Raw genomic sequence first — 20,792 nt, 5'->3', positions numbered from 1 at the left:
GTTAACGCACCTCCTTTTCTGACATAAGACCGACAGATGCCGGTGTTTCATGCATCTTCTTTGTCGCACACTCATAGGTATATGCTGCACGGATCAAAGTTTTTTCTTCAAATACATTTCCGATCAGTTGCATACCGATTGGAAGTCCTTTGCTGTCTTTTCCAACCGGAACGCTCATTCCCGGAAGACCTGCAAGATTGACTGAGATTGTATAAATATCTCCCAAATACATCTTCATCGGATCACTTAAGCTCTTTCCAAGCTCCGGAGCAGTTGTCGGTGCTGCCGGTCCGAGAATGATGTCATAATTACGGAATGCACGGTCAAACTCTTTCTTGATTAAAGCTTTTGTTCTAAGTGCCTTCAGATAGTAAGCATCATAATATCCTGAACTTAAGACAAAAGATCCAAGCATGATTCTTCTCTTTACTTCCGGACCAAATCCTTCTGAACGTGTTTTCTTGTACATATTGTGAAGTCCATCGTAATCTTTCGTACGATAACCATATTTCACACCATCAAAACGTTCCAGGTTAGAACTTGCCTCTGCATCTGCGATCGTATAATAAGCAGGGATTGCATATTTTACAAGTCGCAGATCAAACGCCTCAACAATCGCACCCTTTTCTTCGAGTACTTTTGCTGCCTTCATCACAGCATCATTTACTTCAGGATCCAGACCTTCTCCCATATAATCTCTTGGGATTCCAATACGGAGACCTTTCACATCATCTACAAGTGCTTCTGTGAAATCACAATCATCACGATCCATGGAAGTGCTGTCCTTCGGATCATGGGATGTAATTGCCTCAAGAATTGCCGCACAATCCGATACATCTTTCGCTACCGGTCCAATCTGATCTAAAGAAGATCCGTACGCGATAAGTCCATATCGGGAAACAGTTCCATAAGTTGGTTTTAGTCCGACAACTCCACAGAAAGAACTCGGCTGACGAATGGATCCGCCGGTATCAGATCCAAGTGCATAATAACATTCGGATGCTGCCACTGCCGCACAGGAACCACCGGAAGAACCTCCCGGAACATGCGCTGTGTTGTGTGGATTGCGTGTCGGTCCGTAATAAGATGTCTCTGTTGTACTTCCCATGGCAAATTCATCCATGTTTGTCTTACCAATGATAACCGCTCCTGCTTTTCTTAGGTTCTCAACTGCCTCTGCCGTATAGGTCGGTTTGAAGTTGGAAAGAATCTTTGAACTACATGTGGTAAGCTGTCCCTCGATACACATATTATCTTTTACTGCAACCGGAACTCCTGCCAGTGTACCTGTCAGTTCGCCCATATCTATTTTCTTCTGAATTTCCTCCGCTTGTGCATAAGCACCTTCTTCATCTATCGTCACAAAGCTATGAATCTCTGACTCCGCTTCTTTGATCTGTCCAATCACTGCATCGACTGCTTCTCGTACAGTTACTTCTTTTGCTTTGATCTTCTCGCCCAGTTCAAGGGCTGTAAGTTTTAATAAATCCATCTGCTCTCACTCCCTTAACCAATTGTCTTCGGCACTTCAAAACTGTCCTCTTTACGAAGTGGTGCATTCGCAAGTGTTGCCTCTTTGTTATCGCCATTTGTCACCACATCTTCACGGAACACATTCTGTACCGGAAATACATGAGACATTGGTTCGATCCCTGCTGTATCAAGTTCATTTAATGTATCTATATAATCCAGCATCTGTTCCATGTCTTTTTTCGCTGCTTCTTTCTCTTCCTCTGAAAGTTCCAGCTTTGCAAGGATTCCTACATACTCGATTGTTTCATCGGATATTTTATTTGCCAATTTAATCATCCTTTCTTTCTACTCTGTCTTTGCTAATCCTGACAATTTCCAAAATCAGTATCATAAATTTCTCAGCTTATTGCGACCTGTAGCGGTACATATCATAGAAACTGTCATAATTCTGGTTTTTTACTGAGCCGGACGGCGTCAGGATTAAGTCCCCATCATCCACTTCCAGCTCTGTTCCTTCCGGGAAAACTGCATTTCTATAAGATTCTGATCCATCTGTATCATAAAACCAGAGTCCATAATTTTCATAATTGAGATTTTCATTTTCCTTATCATAAAAATCACCAAGATAAATCTTGTAATGAAGCTCCGCCCAGTCGACTCCTGATGCCTCGGTCACATCATACCATCCTGGCGGGAAATCTGTTCCCGCCGTATAAGTGTTTCCGGCTTTCAATGTTACCTGTTCCGTCAGCGGATTTTCTTCCAGCTGCATCTGTTCCGTCTGTGCATTCTCAGAATGAAACTGGACAACCAGTCCCGTATCAATCTTCAGATGACCTCCTGTATACAGTCTCACATCATCCAGATAATCTCCTGCATCCGTATCTGACTCATCTTCACTAAAATAAGAATAGTAATAAATCGAATTCTCAGGATCATCCTGCTGCATGGAGCCTTCTCCTGAGACAAGCTCCACTTCATAAGTTCCTTCCGGGATCTGTGCTCCGATCTCATACTCCCCATATCCTAATACACAATCATAAGTTGCTCCTGTCTCAGAAAGTTCTCTCGTTGTATTCATATATGGATCATACTCAAAATCCACTTCGCTGCCATCATCATTCCAGTCATAATCTAAGGAATGAAAATCATCCCCAAATGAGGAAATGAAATCACCAACGGAACCTGCAATGCTTGTAAATGCTACGATTGCTACGATGATTCCCGCAAGAATTCCACTGATTTTCCTTGCCTTTTTCTGTTCCTCGTAAGATCCTGCATGAACCTTCCTTGCCGGATTAAATACCGTCGGCCCACCCAGCTGCATCTGCCCTGTCTGTGGGATTTCCATCCGCGGATTTTCTTTTTGCTGATATTCTGTCTGCGTTCTTTTCCGTCCGTTATGACTCTCACAGAGATGTCCCGCATCCTGCTTTTTCTCCCGTTTTTTTGTCTCTCCAGTGTCATTCTGTCGTTTCTGGGAATATGTCATTTTTTTCTTGCGATCAAAGCTGCTCTCATTCAGCCTGTAATTCTTTTTCTCCAGCTTTGTGTTATCCAGCCCGCAGGAACTGCAACGGCCATCAATCAATTTACCTCCGCAAAGATAACATTCTTTTTTCTTAAACATAAAGACCCTCCCTTGTTTCTACTCCTTAAGTTTCTGACCACAACATCCTGTGGGCAGTTCTCTTTCTCAGTTCAGACCTTCACATCCAACAGTTTTTTCGTTCAATCCAGGGGGATTGACCCGTTTTTTGTATTTTCTTCTTATGGTTCCAGACGACTTAAGTCTCTTGGGAATAATGTTGTTTCTCTTACATTGTCTTCGTTCATCATCTTCATTGTCAGACGTTCCATACCTATTCCAAGACCTCCGTGTGGTGGCATTCCATGCTTAAATGCACTTAAATACTGCTCCATGCCTTCATCTGTCATACCTCGCTTCTCCATCTTCGCAAGAAGTTCATGATAATCATGAATACGCTGTCCGCCGGTTGTGATTTCCATTCCTCTGAAAAGCAGGTCAAAACTGAGCGTGTAAGTCGGATCCTCCGGATCATCCATTGCATAGAATGGACGTTTCTTTGATGGGTAATGAGTAACGAATACAAAATCTGCATCCCATTCTTCCTTCGCATAACGGCTGATCAATGTCTCTTCCTCTGGTTCCAGGTCAAATGGGTTCTTGATCTTTCTGTCATACTTCTCGGATACCAGTCGTTTGATCTCGTCGAATCTTACTGCCGGAATATTATCTGTCTTCGGTACTTCGATATTCAGAATCTGAAGTTCTCTTGCATACTCTTTCTTCAACAGCTCCATCGTATACTGAAGAAATCCCGTTTCCATTGCCATGATATCTTCAAATCCATCAATATATCCCATCTCGAAATCAAGACTTGTGTACTCATTCAGATGACGCTTTGTGTTGTGTTTCTCTGCACGGAATACTGGCGCTGTCTCAAAGACTCTGTCGAATACTCCGACCATCATCTGCTTATAGAACTGTGGCTCTGCTGAAGGATCGCCGGTCTGTGGAAATACTCCAGACGGAAAAGGTTCGCACCGCCCTCTGCACTCTTGGCACCGATTTTCGGAGTATGGATCTCTGTAAATCCTTCTTTATAAAGGAAATCACGGAACCCTCTTACGATTCCTTCCTGAATTCTGAACTTCGCACGCTCTCTGATATTTCTCAGAGAAATCGGTCTGTAGTTTAATTTTGCTTCCAAAGATGTGTTCAGCTTCCACTTTGCAATCGGAAGCGGCATTGGCTCTGCTGGCTCACTTAAGATCTTCAATTCACCAAGGCGAATCTCAATCCCATTCGGAGCTTTCGCAGACTCTGCAAGCACACCTGTTACCTCTACTGTATCTGCTTCCTTCACATCTTTCAAGTCAAATTTGGAAATATTTTCTTCATATACACACTGAACAAGTCCTTCTCTTTTTCTGAGAATAATGAATGCAATTGTTCCCATATCGCGGATCGTATGGATCGCACCTTTTACTTTCACTTCGGTTCCAATTCTTCCCTCTTCGAGAAGTTCACTCAGTTCCAATGTTTCCTTCTTTTTTACGCCTGTTACAAATTCCATTTTACTTCTCCTTTCAGATTCCAGCATCCCGGGAAGAAGTTTTCTAAATAAAAAAGCCCCGGGATACATCAGTATCCCGGGACGGAAATTACAATCATAATATCCGCGGTACCACCCGCATTGAATCTCAGTCTTCACATTTCAAATCTTATCCCTGTGTAAGCCAGATTCCACTCTTTGCATGTAACGTATGCTCCACGTGCTGCCCTACTTCACCTGTTCAAACAGCCAGCTCCCAAGTGTTCCCTTAACGCACTCCACTGTCCGGCGCTCTCAGTCGGTGACGCCAACTTCCTGTCAGTTTCTGTGAATCAGAGTCTTGTTCTTTGCCTTTTTCTGGTTCAGCACTTTAGTCTGCTAAAACTTGTTTTCAATATTAGCACAGAGTTTTTTGATTTTCAAGAGGTTTTATTCAAATTGTCACACATTTTAGCTTTTCATCAAAACAAGATATTTTCAACCTATCGGTTTTGTGTACTTTCACTAATTTCTCCCTGAACTGTGCTTAATGCCTGATCCAGCTGATTATCTGCTTTTGGATTTTCTTCATCATACTGATATTCCACTTCCACATCCGGCTCAACACCTTTTCCATTGATGCTTCTTCCATTTGGGGTATAATACTCAGCAATCGTCACTTTCAGACAGGTTCCATCTCCCAGATCCATCAATTGCTGCACAACACCTTTTCCATACGTTGTCACTCCGACAATCTTCGCTGTTCCATAATCCTGTACTGCACCGCTGAAGATTTCAGATGCGCTGGCACTGTACTGGTTTACAAGAACTGCCATTGGTTTCTTAAATTCATGAGTTCCGTCACAAGTGATTTCGTCTGTCTTTCCATTCTTGTCCTTTGTTGATACAATTGTACCTTCCGGAAGAAGCAGACGCAGCATATTCGTAACTGTATCAAGACTTCCCCCCGGGTTGTTTCTCAGGTCGACAATAAGACCCTGCATTCCCTGCTTTTCAAGATCGTCCAACGCTTCTTTAAACTGGTCATAAGTTACTGTATCAAACTCAGACACTCTGATATAGCCAATCTGGTTCTCCTTCATCTCATACGAAACTGTCTTCACTTCGATCGTATCTCGTGTGGCAGTCAGTTCCAGTTCTTCTCCGTCTCTGAGAACTGTAATCTTTACATCTGTTCCCTTTTCCCCTTTGATCCAGGACACCACCGTATCAAGCTGCTCATCACCAACCTCGTGGTCATCGATTTTCTCCAGGATATCTCCTGCTTTCAGTCCTGCTTTCTCTGCCGGAGAGTCTTCATAGACATTTACAATTGTCGCATAGCCCGTATCCGCATCTTTTGTCAGCGTTGCCCCCACACCTGAAAATGTTCCGCTTGTTGATTCCATCAGAGCTTTCGTCTCATCTTCATCATAATAAACAGTGTACTTATCTCCCAGTGCACTCGTATATCCGGAATAAATTCCTTCTGCCAGCTGATCTGTATCAATTTCATCTTCATACAGATAATATTTATCAATCAAGCATTCAGCTTATTCAGTTTTTTTGATACCTCTTTTTCTGTCACTTTACCGGATGCATAACTGCCGGCTGTGTTTGTAATGACCCTGAATCCCCCAAGGAGAAGCAGGCTGACAAGAACTGTTGCAAGAATTCCGGTAACAATCCCGGCTCCATATCCCTTTTTCTTTTTCTGTTCCATTGTCTGTCCCTTTCGCTGTTATTTAAAGAAAAGGACAAAGCAGAATCTTCCACTTTGTCCCCCTTTATTCTTTGAATCACTTTCATGTAAACATGAAAGGAAGATTTTGAATCCCTTTGTCTTACATATAATTATTCGGATTCACTGGTGTTCCGTTAAGCTCCACCTGGAAATGTAGATGTGCTCCGGTTGAATATCCTGTAGAACCAACATATCCAATCTGTTGTCCTTTTGCTACTCTCTGACCGGCACTCACACAAATTGAGCTGTGATGCATATACTTTGTCACCAATCCATTTCCATGGCTTATAACAACCCAGTTTCCCGCACTGTTGCTCCAGCCTGCCGTAATAACTGTTCCGGCTGCTGCTGCATATGTAGGTGTTCCTGTCGGTGCAGCATAATCATTTCCTTTATGTGGTCTTGAGTCAAAAGAACGAACCTCACCGAAATAACTGGACTGGTATGTCATTCCCGGACATGGATGTGTAAAATATCCACTTCCGCTCACTACGTTTCCGCTGGAAGCCGGTCTGGAACTACTGCTTCCGTTACTACTGCTTCCGCTATTGTTCTTCTTTGCCGCCGCAGCAGCTGCAGCAGCCGCTGCCTGCTCTTCCTGAAGACGTTTTGCTGCTTCTGCTTTCGCCTTGAGGTCTGCAAGAAGGTTCGCATTATCTGTGATCTGATTCTGAATCTCCGCAATCTGTGCTTCCTTACTGCTGATCAGTGTCTGCGCCTCTGTCTGCTGACTCACCAAACTGGTCTGCAATGTATTCAGTTTCTCATACTCCTCTTTAAGCTTTGCTTCCTTTTCTTCTACAACTTTCACCGTTTCCTGAAAAGCAACAAGCATATCTCTGTCATAGGAAGAAAGCTTTGATACATACTCCGCTTTATTGAGCAGATCACCAATATTGCTGCTGGACATCAGTATCTCAAGGAACTGGGTATTACCACCCTCATACATGAATTTGATTCTCTTCTTCATGCTGTTATACTGATCATCCTCATCAACCTTCGCCTGTACAAGCTCTTCCTCAGCTGTTGAAATTTCAGTTTCCTTGGCACTTAATTCTTCCTGCGTCTTGTTCATCTGGTCAATGATGGAATTAAGTTTCGCAGCAAGTGTATCTTTTTCAGCCTGAGCTGCACTCTTCTGTGATTGCAGCTCATCTGCTTTTTTCTGCGCTTCATCAATTGTCACAGCACCGGAAGTAATTGTCATTGACAGCATCATTCCGACTGACAGAACCAGTGCTGTTACCTTTCTCATCCGTCTTTTCATAGGTATCTCCTATTACACTCTTAAGTGCTTACGAACAGTGAAGTAACTTCCGAGGAATCCAATTCCAATTCCCATTACCAGCCCGATTGGCAACAGATAGATATATACATTTCCAACCGGAAGGAATGTAATGATATTCTTCAGAATACTAAACTTCTCCATAATATATACTACAGCCTTGTCATAAAGGAAATATAGCAGGGCAAGCGGAATTGCTGCACCGAATAATCCAATGATCAGACCTTCGATCACGAATGGTGATCTTACTACAAAGTCCTTCGCTCCAATATATTTCATGATTGCAATCTCTTCTTTTCTGACCGTAATACCTGTTGTTACCGTATTACTGATCAAGAAGATCGATACTCCGAGAAGAATTGCGATAATCGCAATTGAAACATATGCAACAAGCATATTCACACTGGAAAGTGTGTTCGCTACAACATCTGACTTATTGACCTGTCTGACTCCGTCCAGACTCTGTGCAAATTTAACCAGATCCTGCTGCGTAGCTGAAAGAGACTTACTCTTCGCAATCAGATCCTTATTATCACCTTTTACCGTCTTCATGTAGACTTCATAGTTATCTGAACCTGCCAGCGGGTTATCATCCTTAAAACCTTCTGCAAGTTCCGGGTTGTCTCCAAAATACTCTTTCTGGAATTCTGCCCATGCATCATCTGCTGACACATACTTCACTTCCGAAACATCATCACGGGACTCAAGCTGCTCACCGATCTCTTTCTTCTGTTCCTCTGTTGCGTCATCATTAAAGAATACGGTGATTGCAACACCTTCTTCTGCGCTTTTAATAATATACTGGAAGTTAACAAGTATCGAGAAAAACAATCCAAACAGGAAAATACATGCTGACATCGTCGCTATGGATGCGAGTGAAAACATCTTGTTTCTCCAGATATTCTTAACGCCCTGCTTTCCAACGTATCCAAATGTACTAATCCTCATTTATATACCCACCTTTTTTCTCATCACTGACGATTACGCCCTGCTTCATAGTAATGACGCGTTCGTTCATCTCGTTTACGATCTCCTGGTTATGTGTAACAACAAGTACTGTTGTTCCACGCTCATTTGCCTCTTTCAGCAGACTCATGATCTCCCATGAGTTTGTCGGGTCGAGGTTTCCTGTCGGCTCGTCCGCCAGCAGAATGGCAGGTTCATTTACAATTGCTCTTGCAATCGCTACACGCTGCTGCTCTCCACCTGAAAGTTCCTTCGGGAATGACTTGTACTTCTGTGCAAGTCCAACCAGTGACAGAGCCGCCGGTACCTTCTTCTTGATTACACGGGTCGGTGTCTCAGTCACGCGCAATGCGAATGCAATATTCTCATAAATACTACGATCTTTCAAAAGACGGAAATCCTGGAATACAACTCCAAGTCCCCTTCTGTATTTAGCAATGTTTCTGTGTTTCATACGGTTCAAATTCTGGCCGTTGACGATAATTGTACCCTCGGTCGGATTCAACTCTTTCATGATCAATTTGATCAATGTAGACTTACCTGATCCACTGTCACCAACGATGAATACGAATTCTCCGCGCTCAATCTTCACGGAAACTCCATTCAAGGCAGCATGACCTTTGGAATACTCCTTCGTCACATTCCTTAATTCAATCATATGTTCCTCCTAAAACTTATCTATACTCCTACGGTTCTAGTACTCTAATGTCTCCATATACTTCATATACTTTACTACCATTAAGGCAATCTTGAAAGTAATGGCATCCTCAAACACACGCAGATCCAGACCGGTACTCTTCTGAAGCTTATCCAGTCTGTATACCAGTGTATTTCTGTGGATATAGAGCTGTCTGGATGTCTCTGATACATTAAGGCTGTTCTCAAAGAACTTATTGATCGTTGTCAATGTCTCTTCATCAAAGTCATCCGGAGATTTTGCTTCGAAAATCTCTTTGATAAACATCTTACAAAGTGGCAGTGGCAGCTGATAAATCAGACGACCGATTCCAAGTGTTGTATAAGCAACGATATCCTTCTCATCAAAGAAAATCTTACCTACATCAAGTGCAAGTTTCGCCTCTTTGTATGACTTGGATACTTCCTTGATATCACTTACGATGGTTCCGTATGCAATATGGATCTGCTCGTCGCCTCCCTCTGCCTGGAGCGTATCTAGCATCTCTTTCGCCATCTTCTCAAGTTCCTTATTGCCGTCCTTATCTGAGAGTTCTTTCACAACAATAATATTCTTCTCATCAACAGCTGTGATAAAGTCTCTTGACTTTCCTCCCAGAAGATTTCTCACATTATCAAGTGCAGCACTGTCTTTCTCGTGTGATGTTTCAATAATAAAGATAACACGTTTTACTTCTGTGTCAATATGTAATTTCTTTGCACGATTGTAAATATCAACCAAAAGAAGGTTGTCTAAAAGAAGATTTTTGATAAAGTTATCTTTGTCAAAACGCTCCTTATAAGCTACAAGCAGACTCTGGATCTGAAATGCCGCAATCTTACCGAGCATATACACATCTTCTGTCTCGCCATCTGCAAGCAAAACATATTCCAAACGCTGTTCATCAAAGATCTTAAAGAACTGGCATCCCTGGATCACCTGGCTGTCTGCCGGTGATTCAACAAAAGAAAGAACCGCTTCCCCACAATCTTTTGCCATATCAAATGTTGCTGCAAGTTCCTTGCCTTCTGTGTCGAGTACACAAAAATCAACCCTTGATATCCCCTTTAATCCTTCAATAGTGTTTTGAAGTATCTGATTCGAAATCATCTTTTTTTCCTCCACTCTGTACGATGTATTGCTGATCACAGCAAACTGTAAGTAGTAACACGCATGTGCATATTCCACAATTTTTTCGTATGTATTATTTATCCGTACACATACCCTTATATTATATTAAGGCAAAACAGCAAAAAAAGAAAGAGGAAATCCATCTTTTTTATGCATTTCTTCGTCGAATCCATGAAATATTCACATTTTTATCTTTTAGCATTCTTCACAAAGGCTAATTCTGTTTCTCTACTTTATAGCGAAATACTTTCTTTACTAACATTCTCTTTATTCGGCTTGTCATCTTTCTATCGTCAAAGCTGCGCATCAGAACTGATCCACAGCCAATCCAGACTCTTGTATCAATCAATGCCCGGTTCTGCTCAATAAAATCTTCCTGCGCCGGCGATGGAAGGACTGATAAAATACAATCTGCCTCTGAGCCGTTGACTGCATTCACAATTCCATGGATTCGGTCTGCATCCGTCAGCTCTCCGTCTTCCGGATGGATCACGGCATCTCCTACCACACGAATCCCCTGATTATACCTTGCAAGAGCTTCTTCTGCTTTCACAAGTTCCTCCTGACTTGCTGCCAGGAGATAAATCTTATGATGATTCTTCTGCAAATATTTCAAAAACATTCTTAAGAATAATTTATTATCTGTCTCCCGCAGCAATCTTGCATCGTCCGTCTTCGCTGCCTCAAGAATCTCTACACTTCCCGGAAGGACCAAATCCTGCATTGAAACCTTTTTTTTCCACTCCGGATTTTCATGTTCTTTCATCAGAGATTCCATCGATACAAGTTCAATGGTATTGACGGAATCGCCTTTCATGAATCCGATTGCCTGCATCATTGCTTCTTTTGCCTTGATACAGGAAATCTCCACATCAAATATTGAAATTTTTTCTGTCATTTATGCCACCAAAGTTATCACTTTCCAAAAACTCTGCGAATTTTAACGCAAAATAATTTCTCCCCATTCTGTCTATTTTACCAAATTTATCCTTATTTGTCAAAAGCTGTGTCATTCAAAATTTTACTTTTGTTTATCTTTCATCATTTTCATCCGCAATTTTTGTCTGTTTTTTTATCTCTCGTCTTCTTCCGGTGACCATTCCGCCAATCCGTCCTGTCTCTTTTGATGTTAATGACTTCCACCCATCCTGCATCACGCGATCTAAAAGGCCTAATTCTTCTGCTATCTCATACTTCAGCTTTTCTTCCGGTTCAAGTTTAGTAAGATTGATCATCTTTTTCTTTTTTCTTCCCATACTTCTTATTGCTGCATCCAGCATCCTCCTTTTCAGAAGTATTTACAGAAAAAAAATTTTTATTCGTCACTCACCTGAATCGCACCAAGAACCTCTCCGATCGGAGCCGATATTGCAAGTTCTGCCCGGACACTTCTGGCTGTTTCTGATTTATTGATCACAACAAGGTGTTTTCCGTGAAAATAATCAATAAAACCGGCTGCCGGATAAACAACAAGGGAAGTACCTCCGATGATCAGCATGTCAGCTGATGAAATTGCTTCGACTGCCCCTTGGATCGTCTTCTGGTCAAGTCCCTCTTCATAAAGTACTACGTCCGGCTTAATCATCCCACCGCAACTGCATCTCGGAATTCCTTCTGAATTCTTCACATATTCCGCATCATAGAACTTCCCACATTTCATACAGTAATTTCTGTGGATGCTTCCATGAAGTTCATAGACGTTTCTACTTCCTGCCGCCTGATGCAGTCCGTCAATATTCTGTGTCACAACAGCCTGCAATTTCCCGGCCTGCTCCAATTCTGCCAGTTTCAGATGGGCAGCATTTGGCTTCGCATCCAAAATCATCATCTTCTCTTTATAGAACTCATAGAAAGCTTCCGGATATTTCATAAAAAAGCTGTGACTGACCACCTGTTCCGGTGAATACTTATATTTCTGATGATAAATTCCTGTTGCACTTCGAAAATCCGGAATATTACTTTCTGTTGATACACCGGCTCCTCCGAAAAACACGATCCGGTTACTCTCATCAATCATTGACTGCAGCTGCTCAATCTCTTTCTCGTACATCTTGCATACTCCTTTCTCAAACCGCACTTGCCAGATTCCTGTCACCTTAAGGCACACTGCCTTCTGCACCGGCGAAATGTTTACCTAAGCGGAGCGTTTTTAATATATTAGGAAAGCACTTTCCTAATATATTAAAAAGACAGGTCCGTCCTTCACCTGCATTCAGCTGTGTCTGACTCCCTGTCTTTTCTTAAGTAAACCTGTTCCCGGTACATCCGGAAAGCGATCTTATATCTTTTATTTATATCTTACAGATCGATTTTTCCTGTTGTATCTCCATTAACAACATAATATGCTGCTGACTCTTCCGGTTTCAGATAAATCTTAACATCTTTCATGTCTCCGACTTTATTCTTCAAATCCTTTGTCCATACATCTTTGACTTTCTTAAGGATCTCTTTCTCTGTATACTCTTTACCTGAGAACTGAAGGAAGAATTCTGTCTTCAAATCAGCTTTCTTTGTAGTCTTGGCTGCTGTCTTCTTAGCTGCTGCTTTCTTTACAGTCTTCACAGCCTTTTCAGCTGTATCTTCCGCTTTTGCTGCAACCTTCTTAGCTGCCTTCTTCACTGTCTCTTTTACTTCTTCTGCCTGAACTTCTGGTGTATCTACCAGCACTGCTGCCTTTGTTTCAAGTTTCTTTGTTGTGTCTTTCTTTGTCTCGATTGCTTTCGCAGCTGCTGTCTCTTTCTTCTCTGCCTTTACTGTTGCTGTTTCAGCTTTTGTTGTTGAAGATGTCTTCTTTGTTACCATACTTGTTTCCCTCCTAAAATATACACCCAAGTATATTGGCACTACCTCATTACAATGTGATTCTTAACGCGAAATAATGACAAGAACTTTTGTCCGTAATGATAAATTATTCACGATACGGATTATTGTAACTCATTTTTGACAAAACGTCAAATTTTCCTTGATAATTATCATTTTATTCCTCTGAAGAATAGCCCCTGAAAAATTCTGAAAGTCCGTCCAATGTCTTCATAAGAACCGGAATCTCTTTTTCGTCCAGTCTGTTCAGCACAGCATTTGTCATCTCCCTGTGAAACTCCTCGTGATGATAGTAAGCCTTCTCCCCTTTTTCTGTCAGCCAGATATATACCACTCTTCGATCTTCTTCACCGCGGGCACGCATTACATACTTCTTGTTTACCAGCCCATTCACCGCTGTGGTCAAAGAACCTGCCGTAATCTTCATCTTCTTTGCCACTACAGACATCGTTGTCTTTCCTGAAACACCGATTGCTTCTATTATATGCATATCGTTGTTTGTGATGTCTTTAAACTCCTCTGTAATGATTGCCTTTTTCTCCAGCTCCCAGATTTCATTAAATAAATGTACCAGAATGTCATTGATGGTATTATACGCATCCATCTTTTTTCCTCCTCGTCTTCTACTGTTCTCTGATCTCTTCAAACAGCTCTTCTCTATTCAATCTTCCGGGATCACTTTCATTCTGGTCTGCTATCTTAATTCAGACAATACCATGTTTTCTATCTCTTACATTCGACGAAATCTGTCGTATCTTCTATCTGTCAGTTGTTTTTCTGAAAGGCTTCCATATTGTTCAAGGAAATGTTCCATCTTCTCTTCCAGTTCACAGAGCACAGGAACCATCGTATCTTCCTGGTACACTTCAGGCTCGCAAATTATTTCTTCGATTACCTTAAGTTCCTTAAGATCTGCTGCTGTCAGACGCATCACTCCTGCCGCCTCTGACGCTCTCTTGCTGTCTTTCCACAAAATGCTTGCAAACCCTTCCGGTGAAAGTACTGAATACACTGCATTCTCCATCATCCACACTTCATCTGCAACTGCAAGTGCAAGCGCACCGCCGCTTCCACCTTCTCCGATTACAATTGAAAGAACCGGCACTTTCAAAGCTGACATCTCATACAGATTCCGGGCAATTGCCTCACCCTGTCCACGCTCTTCTGCCTCCATTCCGCAGAAAGCCCCCGGAGTATCCACAAAACAGATGACCGGACGTTGGAACTTTTCTGCCTGTTTCATCAGACGCAGTGCTTTTCTGTAACCTTCCGGAGACGGCATTGCAAAATTCCGTTCCAGATTCTCTTTCGTTGTCTTTCCTTTGCACTGGCGATCACAGTAACCGCTTTTCCATGAAAATACGCAATTCCGCCTACTACTGCCGGATCATCCTTATAATATCTGTCTCCATGTAATTCTACAAAATCTGTAAACAGTCTGTCAATATAATCCTTACCGACCGGACGTTCTTTTTCCCTGGATTTCAGAACACGCTCCCAGGCTGACACATTTTCTTTTACTGCAGATGTGTTTTTTCTGTTCTCTTTTTTCTTTTCCGGACATTCTTCTTTCTTCTCATCTGTAACCGCATGCATTTTCAGAATCTGTCCCAGTATTTCCGTCATCTCATCCCTGGTTACGATTCGATCAACAAATCCATGCTCAAGAAGAAATTCTGCTCTCTGAAATCCTTCCGGCAATTTCTGTCCGATCGTCTGCTCGATCACACGCGGACCAGCGAATCCGATCAAAGCACCCGGTTCTGCAAGAATGATATCTCCAAGCATAGCAAAACTTGCTGTGACACCTCCCGTAGTTGGATCAGTCAATACCGGGATATAAAGAAAGCCTGCATCACTGTGGCGTTTCAGTGCCGCTGAAGTCTTTGCCATCTGCATCAGGGAAATGATTCCCTCCTGCATACGTGCGCCTCCGGAACAGGTAAAAAGAACAACAGGAAGCCTCTCCTTTGTTGCACGCTCGACTGCACGGGTAATCTTTTCTCCTACCGCATGTCCCATACTGGCCATCATAAATCTTCCGTCACAGACCCCGATCACAACCGGATATCCACAGATTGTTGCTTTTCCTGTCACAACCGCTTCATCAAGCCCGGTCTTTTCTCTTAAAGCTTCTACTTTTTCTGTATAGCCCCTGAAATTCAACGGATTCTCCGGTCTTTCCCCTTCATCGATCTTTGCATCCCATTCTTCAAAAGAGCCTGCGTCTGTCACAAGCTCAATTCTCTTATATGCCGGAATACGAAAGTATCCATGACATTTAGGACAAATATATTTTCCGTTGATTACTTCATCTGTTAAGATTGCTGCACCGCATTTATTACATTTTTTCAAGATTCCTTCCGGTGCTTCCGGCTTTCTTCTGTTTCGTGAATGAATCGAAGTGATCTTCTCTCCGGTCTTTTTAAACATATTATGCAGTCTCATTCATCATTCCTCCGATAAATTCCACATCAATATCTCCAGATATGAATTTTTTATGATTCAAAATCTCATACTGATAATCAATATTTGTGTCCACACCTTCAATAATGACTTCGCCAAGTGCGCTTCTCATTTTACGGATAGCCTCTTCTCTGTCGTCAGCATGTACGATCAGTTTCGCAAGCATGGAATCATAATAAGGCGGAACTTCATATCCTGTGTAAATCGCACTGTCTACACGTACGCCTTCACCCCCCGGGAAATGTACATCTGTGATTTTTCCAGGAGACGGGCGGAAATTCTTTTCCGGGTTCTCTGCATTGATCCTGCATTCGATCGCGTGACCTGTGATCTTGATGTCTTTCTGCTGAAGCTTTAGTCTCTGTCCGTCTGCAATCTTAATCTGCTCTTTGATCAGATCGATTCCTGTCACCCATTCTGTCACCGGATGTTCTACCTGAATTCTTGTATTCATTTCCATAAAGTAAAAGGCTCCACTCTTTTCTAAGAGAAATTCAATCGTTCCGGCATTCGTATAATGAGCTGCCTTCGCCGCTTTCACAGCCGCTTCTCCCATCTTCTGTCTCAGTTCCGGAGTCAGTGCTTCTGACGGAGATTCCTCGATCATCTTCTGATGATTTCGCTGAATGGAACAGTCTCTTTCTCCAAGATGGACCACATTTCCATACTTATCTGCAAGAATCTGGAATTCTATATGACGCGGATGTTCTACAAAATGTTCCAGATACATTGTTCCGTCTCCGAATGCCATCTGCGCTTCTTTCTGTGCTGTCTGGAAACTTGCCTGGAACTCGTCCGGTGTCTGTGCGACACGCATTCCCTTTCCCCCACCTCCAAGTGCTGCCTTAACGATGACTGGATAACCGATCTCACCAGCGATCTTCTCGCCTTCTTCTACGGTATACACCGGCTCCTTGCTTCCCGGAATAACCGGAACACCTGCTGCCACCATCGTATTTCTTGCAACGGATTTATTTCCAAGAGCACTGATCACCTTTGAATCTGGTCCGATATATGTGATCTTGCACTGTTCACACAGTTCTGCAAATTTGCTGTTTTCAGAAAGGAATCCAAATCCCGGATGGATTGCATCTGCGCCAGACACAAGTGTCGCACTGATGATATTCTGCATATTCAGATAACTTTCTGCGGATGGAGCAGGACCTATACAGACTGCTTCATCTGCGAGCTGGGTATGCAGCGCATCTTTATCTGCCTCAGAGTAAACAGCAACCGTACGGATTCCCATTTCTCTGCAGGCGCGGATCACCCGGACTGCAATCTCCCCTCTGTTCGCAATTAAAATCTTCTCTATCATTTCTTCTGCTCCTGATTTTTTTATTCTCCAACCATAAATGTAAGTTCTGCCGTAACAACGACCTTTCCGTCAACGGTTGCCACAGCTTCTCCTACGCCTACCGGTCCTTTTCTTTTAATGATCTTTGTCTCTAATTTCAACTGATCTCCCGGAAATACCATTCCTTTGAAGCGACATTTTTGTACACCACCGAAGAATGCGATCTTTCCCTGATTCTCCGGTACACTTAAGATTGCCACAGCTCCTGTCTGAGCAAGTGCCTCAAGGATCAGAACTCCCGGCATTACTGCTTTCTGTGGAAAATGTCCACGGAAGAAATCTTCATGATAAGAAACACCCTTGTATCCAATTGCATATTCTCCCGGAACATAATCTTCAATCTTGTCAATCAAAAGAAATGGATGTCTGTGCGGAATGATTTCCTGAATCTGTTCTACATTTAAACTATTCATATCTGAATCCCTTTCTTAAACAATTCTAAAAAGCGGCTGGCCGTATTCTACCGGTTCTCCATTTTCTACAAGAACTTCTGCAACTGTACCGGCACATTCACTCTCAATCTCATTCATAAGTTTCATCGCTTCTACGATTCCGACAACCTGTCCGACTTCGACCTTGTCACCAACCTTGACAAAACTCGGTGCATCCTCTGCCGGTGCAGCGTAGAAAGTTCCAACCAGCGGTGAAATGATCAGCTTGCCTTCTGGTTCTTTTTCAAGATTTTCTTCCGAATCTGCATTCTCAGAACTTCCGGATACAGCCATGTTCTGTGGAAGAACAGTTGCCTGGAAATCACCACTGGAAATTCCTGTCAGCGGAATAGAAGCCGCATTCTGAACGATTTCTACCTTCTGCTGTTCCTTTTTCAGATTCAGCTTTGTTCCATTTTCTTCATATTTAAATTCTGTGAGCGTAGAAGCCGATACTGCTTCGATCAGCTTCAATATTTCTTCCATCTTCATCTTCGCTTCTCCTTACTCTTCGAAACGTTTTACAAGAAGAGACACATTGTGTCCACCAAAACCAAGAGAATTAGAAATTACACAGTTCACTTCTTTCTCTACCGGTGCACCTACTGCATAGTTTAATCCACATTCAGGATCTACATTCTTTGTACCAACTGTCTGATGGATAAAATTATCCAGAATACTTTTTACACAGACAACAAATTCCACTGCCCCTGCTGCTCCAAGAAGATGACCGATCATAGATTTTGTTGAATTGACAACTACATTTTCGGCTGCATCTCCTAATGCATAATAGATCGCACGCGTCTCAAAGAGGTCATTGTGATGTGTACTTGTTCCATGGGCATTGATATAATCCACTTCTTCCGGTGCCACACCAGCCTCTTTCATTGCAAGTTTCATCGCCATTCCGGCTCCTTCTCCATTTTCTGCCGGAGATGTAATATGATAAGCATCTCCTGTAGAGCCGTACCCAGCGAGTTCTGCGTAAATCTTCGCGCCTCTCGCTTTCGCGTGTTCAAGTTCTTCCAGAACTACGATTCCGGCTCCTTCTCCGAGGACAAATCCATCTCTGTCCTGATCAAACGGACGGGAAGCTGTCATCGGATCTTCATTTGTAGACAGTGCTGTCAATGCAGTAAATCCTGCAATTCCGGTCGGACAGATACAGCTCTCTGTCCCCCCTGCAACACAGACATCCAAGTCACCATACTGAATCGCACGGAGTGCATCTCCGATACTGTTAGATCCTGATGCACATGCTGTCACGACATCTGTACATTTTCCTTTCAGTCCAAGCTGGATGGATACATTTCCTGCTGCCATATTGGAGATCATCAACGGAACCATCAATGGATTTACACGCGCCGGTCCTTTTGTCTGGATCTTGTCGTAATTCTGCTCTACACAGCTGAGACTTCCGATACCTGAACCGATGATCGTTCCCACACGATAAGGATCTTCCTGTTCCATATCAAGTCCCGCATCTGCAAATGCTTCCTTTGCTGCTGCAACCGCATACTGGGAGAACAGTTCCATTCTCTTTGCTGCCTTGAAATCCATTCGTTCTTTTCCAATGAAATCTTTTACTTCTGCTGCCAGCTTAACCTTATAATCTGTTGTATCGAATTTTGTGATCGGACCAATTCCAACTTTACCTGTTTTGATTCCGTTCCAGAATTCTTCTACTGTATTTCCAATCGGTGTCACCGCACCCATTCCGGTTACAACAACTCGTCTCTTCATTTTCCTACTCCTTCTATTCTTACATCGCCATTCCGCCGTCGACATGCAGCGTCTGGCCTGTGATATAACGTGCTTCATCAGAAGCAAGAAATGCCGCCGCATTCGCAATATCTTCTGTCTCTCCAAACTTTCCAAGAGGGATCTGGGCTGTTGCTCCTTCTTTCACCTTCTCTGAAAGTACTTCTGTCATCTCTGTGTTAATAAATCCCGGAGCGATCGCATTTACGGTAATTCCTCTGGAAGCCAGTTCTCTTGCCGCACTCTTTGTAAGTCCGATCACACCAGCCTTTGATGCGGAATAATTAGCCTGTCCTGCATTTCCAAGAACTCCTGATACAGAAGACAGGTTAATAATTCTTCCGGATCTCTGACGCAGCATCTGTCTTGAGACTGCACGGATACAATGAAAAGTTCCTTTCAGATTCGTATCGATCACAGCATCAAAATCCTCTTCTGCCATCTTCATAAGCAGTCCGTCTCTTGTAATTCCTGCGTTGTTCACAAGGATATCTATTCTTCCGAATTCTTTCATGATTGTCTGAAACATCTCATCACAAGATGCTGCGTCTGCCACATCACACTGCATGATCTGTGCTGTTCCACCTGCAGATTCAATCTCTGTCTTCACTTCCTGCGCACGCTCTTTCGATCCATTATAATTGATCACTACTGCTGCGCCCTCCTGTGCCAGACGCAGTGCGATCGCTCTTCCGATTCCTCTGGAAGCACCTGTCACTACCGCAACTTTCCCTGTCAGTCTGTCTAACATAATTCATTTACCACCTTATCTACATCTTCCCAGGTTCCGACGTTATACACTTTCACCTCACGGTTTATCTTTCTCAGGAAACCAGCCAGTGTTCTTCCAGGCCCGATCTCAACAAATGTATCTACACCGTCCGCAATCAGAAGTTCCATACTCTGCTGCCAGCGTACGGAAGATGCCACCTGACGTGCGAGCAGTTCTTTTGTCTTTGTAATATCAGTTACATATTCTGCTGTCACATTCGTCACATATGGAATCTGGAGATCAGAAAAATCTACCTGTTCCAGTTCTTTTCCAAGCTCTTCTCCGGCTTGCTTCAGAAGGGAAGAATGGAACGGTCCACTGACATTAAGCGGAAGGACTCTCTTTGCTCCGGCTTCCTTCAGTGCATCTGCTGCCTGTTCCACATCTTCCTTCCATCCTGTAATCACAATCTGTCCCGGACAATTGTAGTTGGCGATCATTACACCACTTCGATCTGCCAGCACTTCCTCAATCTTTCCGGCATCCAGTCCAAGAACCGCTGCCATGGCTCCCTGACCACCCGGTACTGCATTCTGCATCAGAATACCGCGTTTTCTTACTGTTGTGATTGCATTTTCTGTGCTCATTCCTCCTGCTGAAGCAATCGCACAATATTCACCCAGCTTAAGCCTGCTGTGACATCCGGGGCGAGTCCCCGTTCTCTTAATACCTTCTCCATTGCCATACAGACAGTCACAAGTGCTGCCTGTGTATATTCTGTCTGATCCAGAAGATCATTTTCTTCAAAACAGAGTGCTTTCATATCCAGTCCAAGCAGTTCACTTGCACGGTCAATCACCTCTGCTGCCGTCTTACTGTTTTCATAGAAATCTTTTCCCATTCCGGCTTTC

At 43.0% G+C, this 20,792-nt stretch carries 19 protein-coding genes and 3 pseudogenes; all 22 read right to left on the bottom strand.

Going from position 1 to position 20,792, the window contains the following annotated elements; all coding sequences use genetic code 11:
- Position 1: 1 nt before the first annotated feature.
- A complete protein-coding gene (gatA, locus tag DXB52_RS01040; protein ID WP_118106283.1) occupies positions 2-1,492 on the bottom strand; it encodes an Asp-tRNA(Asn)/Glu-tRNA(Gln) amidotransferase subunit GatA in 1,491 nt (496 codons plus the stop codon).
- Positions 1,493-1,506: 14 nt separating this feature from the next.
- On the bottom strand, positions 1,507-1,800 hold the full coding sequence (gatC, locus tag DXB52_RS01035) for an Asp-tRNA(Asn)/Glu-tRNA(Gln) amidotransferase subunit GatC (protein WP_055157609.1): 294 nt from the start codon (positions 1,798-1,800) through the stop codon (positions 1,507-1,509).
- A 76-nt stretch (positions 1,801-1,876) separates the two neighbouring features.
- A complete protein-coding gene (locus tag DXB52_RS01030; RefSeq protein WP_118106280.1) occupies positions 1,877-3,103 on the bottom strand; it encodes a hypothetical protein in 1,227 nt (408 codons plus the stop codon).
- Positions 3,104-3,243: 140 nt separating this feature from the next.
- Positions 3,244-4,574: pseudogene (gene aspS, locus DXB52_RS01025) on the bottom strand (aspartate--tRNA(Asn) ligase).
- A gap of 461 nt (positions 4,575-5,035) precedes the next feature.
- The gene (locus DXB52_RS01020) at positions 5,036-6,076 is read right to left on the bottom strand and encodes a S41 family peptidase (protein WP_472519895.1); all 1,041 of its coding nucleotides are present in this window, start codon (positions 6,074-6,076) and stop codon (positions 5,036-5,038) included.
- Entirely contained in the window at positions 6,073-6,255 is a 183-nt protein-coding gene (locus DXB52_RS16475) for a hypothetical protein (RefSeq protein ID WP_472519894.1), read from the bottom strand. Before DXB52_RS16475 ends, DXB52_RS01020 begins: the two co-directional genes overlap by 4 nt.
- A gap of 121 nt (positions 6,256-6,376) precedes the next feature.
- Positions 6,377-7,543 (bottom strand): murein hydrolase activator EnvC family protein, encoded by a 1,167-nt coding sequence (locus DXB52_RS01015; protein ID WP_118106278.1) that lies wholly within the window; start codon positions 7,541-7,543, stop codon positions 6,377-6,379.
- Between the two features lie 12 nt (positions 7,544-7,555).
- Positions 7,556-8,509, bottom strand: a complete 954-nt coding sequence (gene ftsX, locus DXB52_RS01010; RefSeq protein WP_117568489.1) for a permease-like cell division protein FtsX — start codon at positions 8,507-8,509, stop codon at positions 7,556-7,558.
- Entirely contained in the window at positions 8,499-9,185 is a 687-nt protein-coding gene (gene ftsE / locus DXB52_RS01005; RefSeq protein ID WP_055160931.1) for a cell division ATP-binding protein FtsE, read from the bottom strand. The genes ftsX and ftsE overlap by 11 nt, the downstream gene beginning before the upstream one ends.
- A 36-nt stretch (positions 9,186-9,221) precedes the next feature.
- Positions 9,222-10,313, bottom strand: a complete 1,092-nt coding sequence (locus tag DXB52_RS01000) for a PucR family transcriptional regulator (RefSeq protein WP_015528338.1) — start codon at positions 10,311-10,313, stop codon at positions 9,222-9,224.
- 235 nt (positions 10,314-10,548) lie between these two features.
- A complete protein-coding gene (locus DXB52_RS00995) occupies positions 10,549-11,232 on the bottom strand; it encodes a WecB/TagA/CpsF family glycosyltransferase (protein ID WP_118084824.1) in 684 nt (227 codons plus the stop codon).
- Positions 11,233-11,365: 133 nt separating this feature from the next.
- Positions 11,366-11,590 carry a small, acid-soluble spore protein, alpha/beta type gene (locus DXB52_RS00990; RefSeq protein WP_118084861.1) on the bottom strand — a complete coding sequence of 75 codons (225 nt, stop codon included), beginning with the start codon at positions 11,588-11,590 and terminating at the stop codon, positions 11,366-11,368.
- A gap of 59 nt (positions 11,591-11,649) precedes the next feature.
- Positions 11,650-12,384, bottom strand: a complete 735-nt coding sequence (locus DXB52_RS00985; RefSeq protein ID WP_118084862.1) for an NAD-dependent protein deacylase — start codon at positions 12,382-12,384, stop codon at positions 11,650-11,652.
- Between the two features lie 248 nt (positions 12,385-12,632).
- Positions 12,633-13,136 carry a DUF6465 family protein gene (locus DXB52_RS00980; protein WP_117540925.1) on the bottom strand — a complete coding sequence of 168 codons (504 nt, stop codon included), beginning with the start codon at positions 13,134-13,136 and terminating at the stop codon, positions 12,633-12,635.
- A gap of 175 nt (positions 13,137-13,311) precedes the next feature.
- Entirely contained in the window at positions 13,312-13,758 is a 447-nt protein-coding gene (locus tag DXB52_RS00975) for a MarR family winged helix-turn-helix transcriptional regulator (protein ID WP_015528342.1), read from the bottom strand.
- 126 nt (positions 13,759-13,884) lie between these two features.
- Positions 13,885-15,587, bottom strand: a pseudogene (locus DXB52_RS00970) (acetyl-CoA carboxylase carboxyltransferase subunit alpha).
- Between the two features lies 1 nt (position 15,588).
- Positions 15,589-16,938, bottom strand: coding sequence for an acetyl-CoA carboxylase biotin carboxylase subunit (locus DXB52_RS00965; RefSeq protein WP_117825753.1), 1,350 nt, complete (start codon positions 16,936-16,938; stop codon positions 15,589-15,591).
- Between the two features lie 20 nt (positions 16,939-16,958).
- Positions 16,959-17,390, bottom strand: coding sequence for a 3-hydroxyacyl-ACP dehydratase FabZ (gene fabZ / locus DXB52_RS00960; RefSeq protein WP_117540931.1), 432 nt, complete (start codon positions 17,388-17,390; stop codon positions 16,959-16,961).
- 15 nt (positions 17,391-17,405) lie between these two features.
- The gene (gene accB, locus DXB52_RS00955; RefSeq protein ID WP_118084827.1) at positions 17,406-17,900 is read right to left on the bottom strand and encodes an acetyl-CoA carboxylase biotin carboxyl carrier protein; all 495 of its coding nucleotides are present in this window, start codon (positions 17,898-17,900) and stop codon (positions 17,406-17,408) included.
- Between the two features lie 12 nt (positions 17,901-17,912).
- Positions 17,913-19,151 (bottom strand): beta-ketoacyl-ACP synthase II, encoded by a 1,239-nt coding sequence (fabF, locus tag DXB52_RS00950; protein WP_118106276.1) that lies wholly within the window; start codon positions 19,149-19,151, stop codon positions 17,913-17,915.
- Between the two features lie 19 nt (positions 19,152-19,170).
- Positions 19,171-19,920 (bottom strand): 3-oxoacyl-[acyl-carrier-protein] reductase, encoded by a 750-nt coding sequence (gene fabG / locus DXB52_RS00945; protein ID WP_117540937.1) that lies wholly within the window; start codon positions 19,918-19,920, stop codon positions 19,171-19,173.
- Positions 19,914-20,782 (bottom strand): annotated as a pseudogene (fabD, locus tag DXB52_RS00940) (ACP S-malonyltransferase). Before fabD ends, fabG begins: the two are co-directional and overlap by 7 nt.
- Positions 20,783-20,792 lie beyond the last annotated feature (10 nt).

The organism is Ruminococcus sp. OM04-4AA, from assembly GCF_003462585.1.
Classification (GTDB): domain Bacteria; phylum Bacillota; class Clostridia; order Lachnospirales; family Lachnospiraceae; genus Mediterraneibacter; species Mediterraneibacter faecis.
This window is presented reverse-complemented; position numbering and strand designations above follow the sequence as displayed.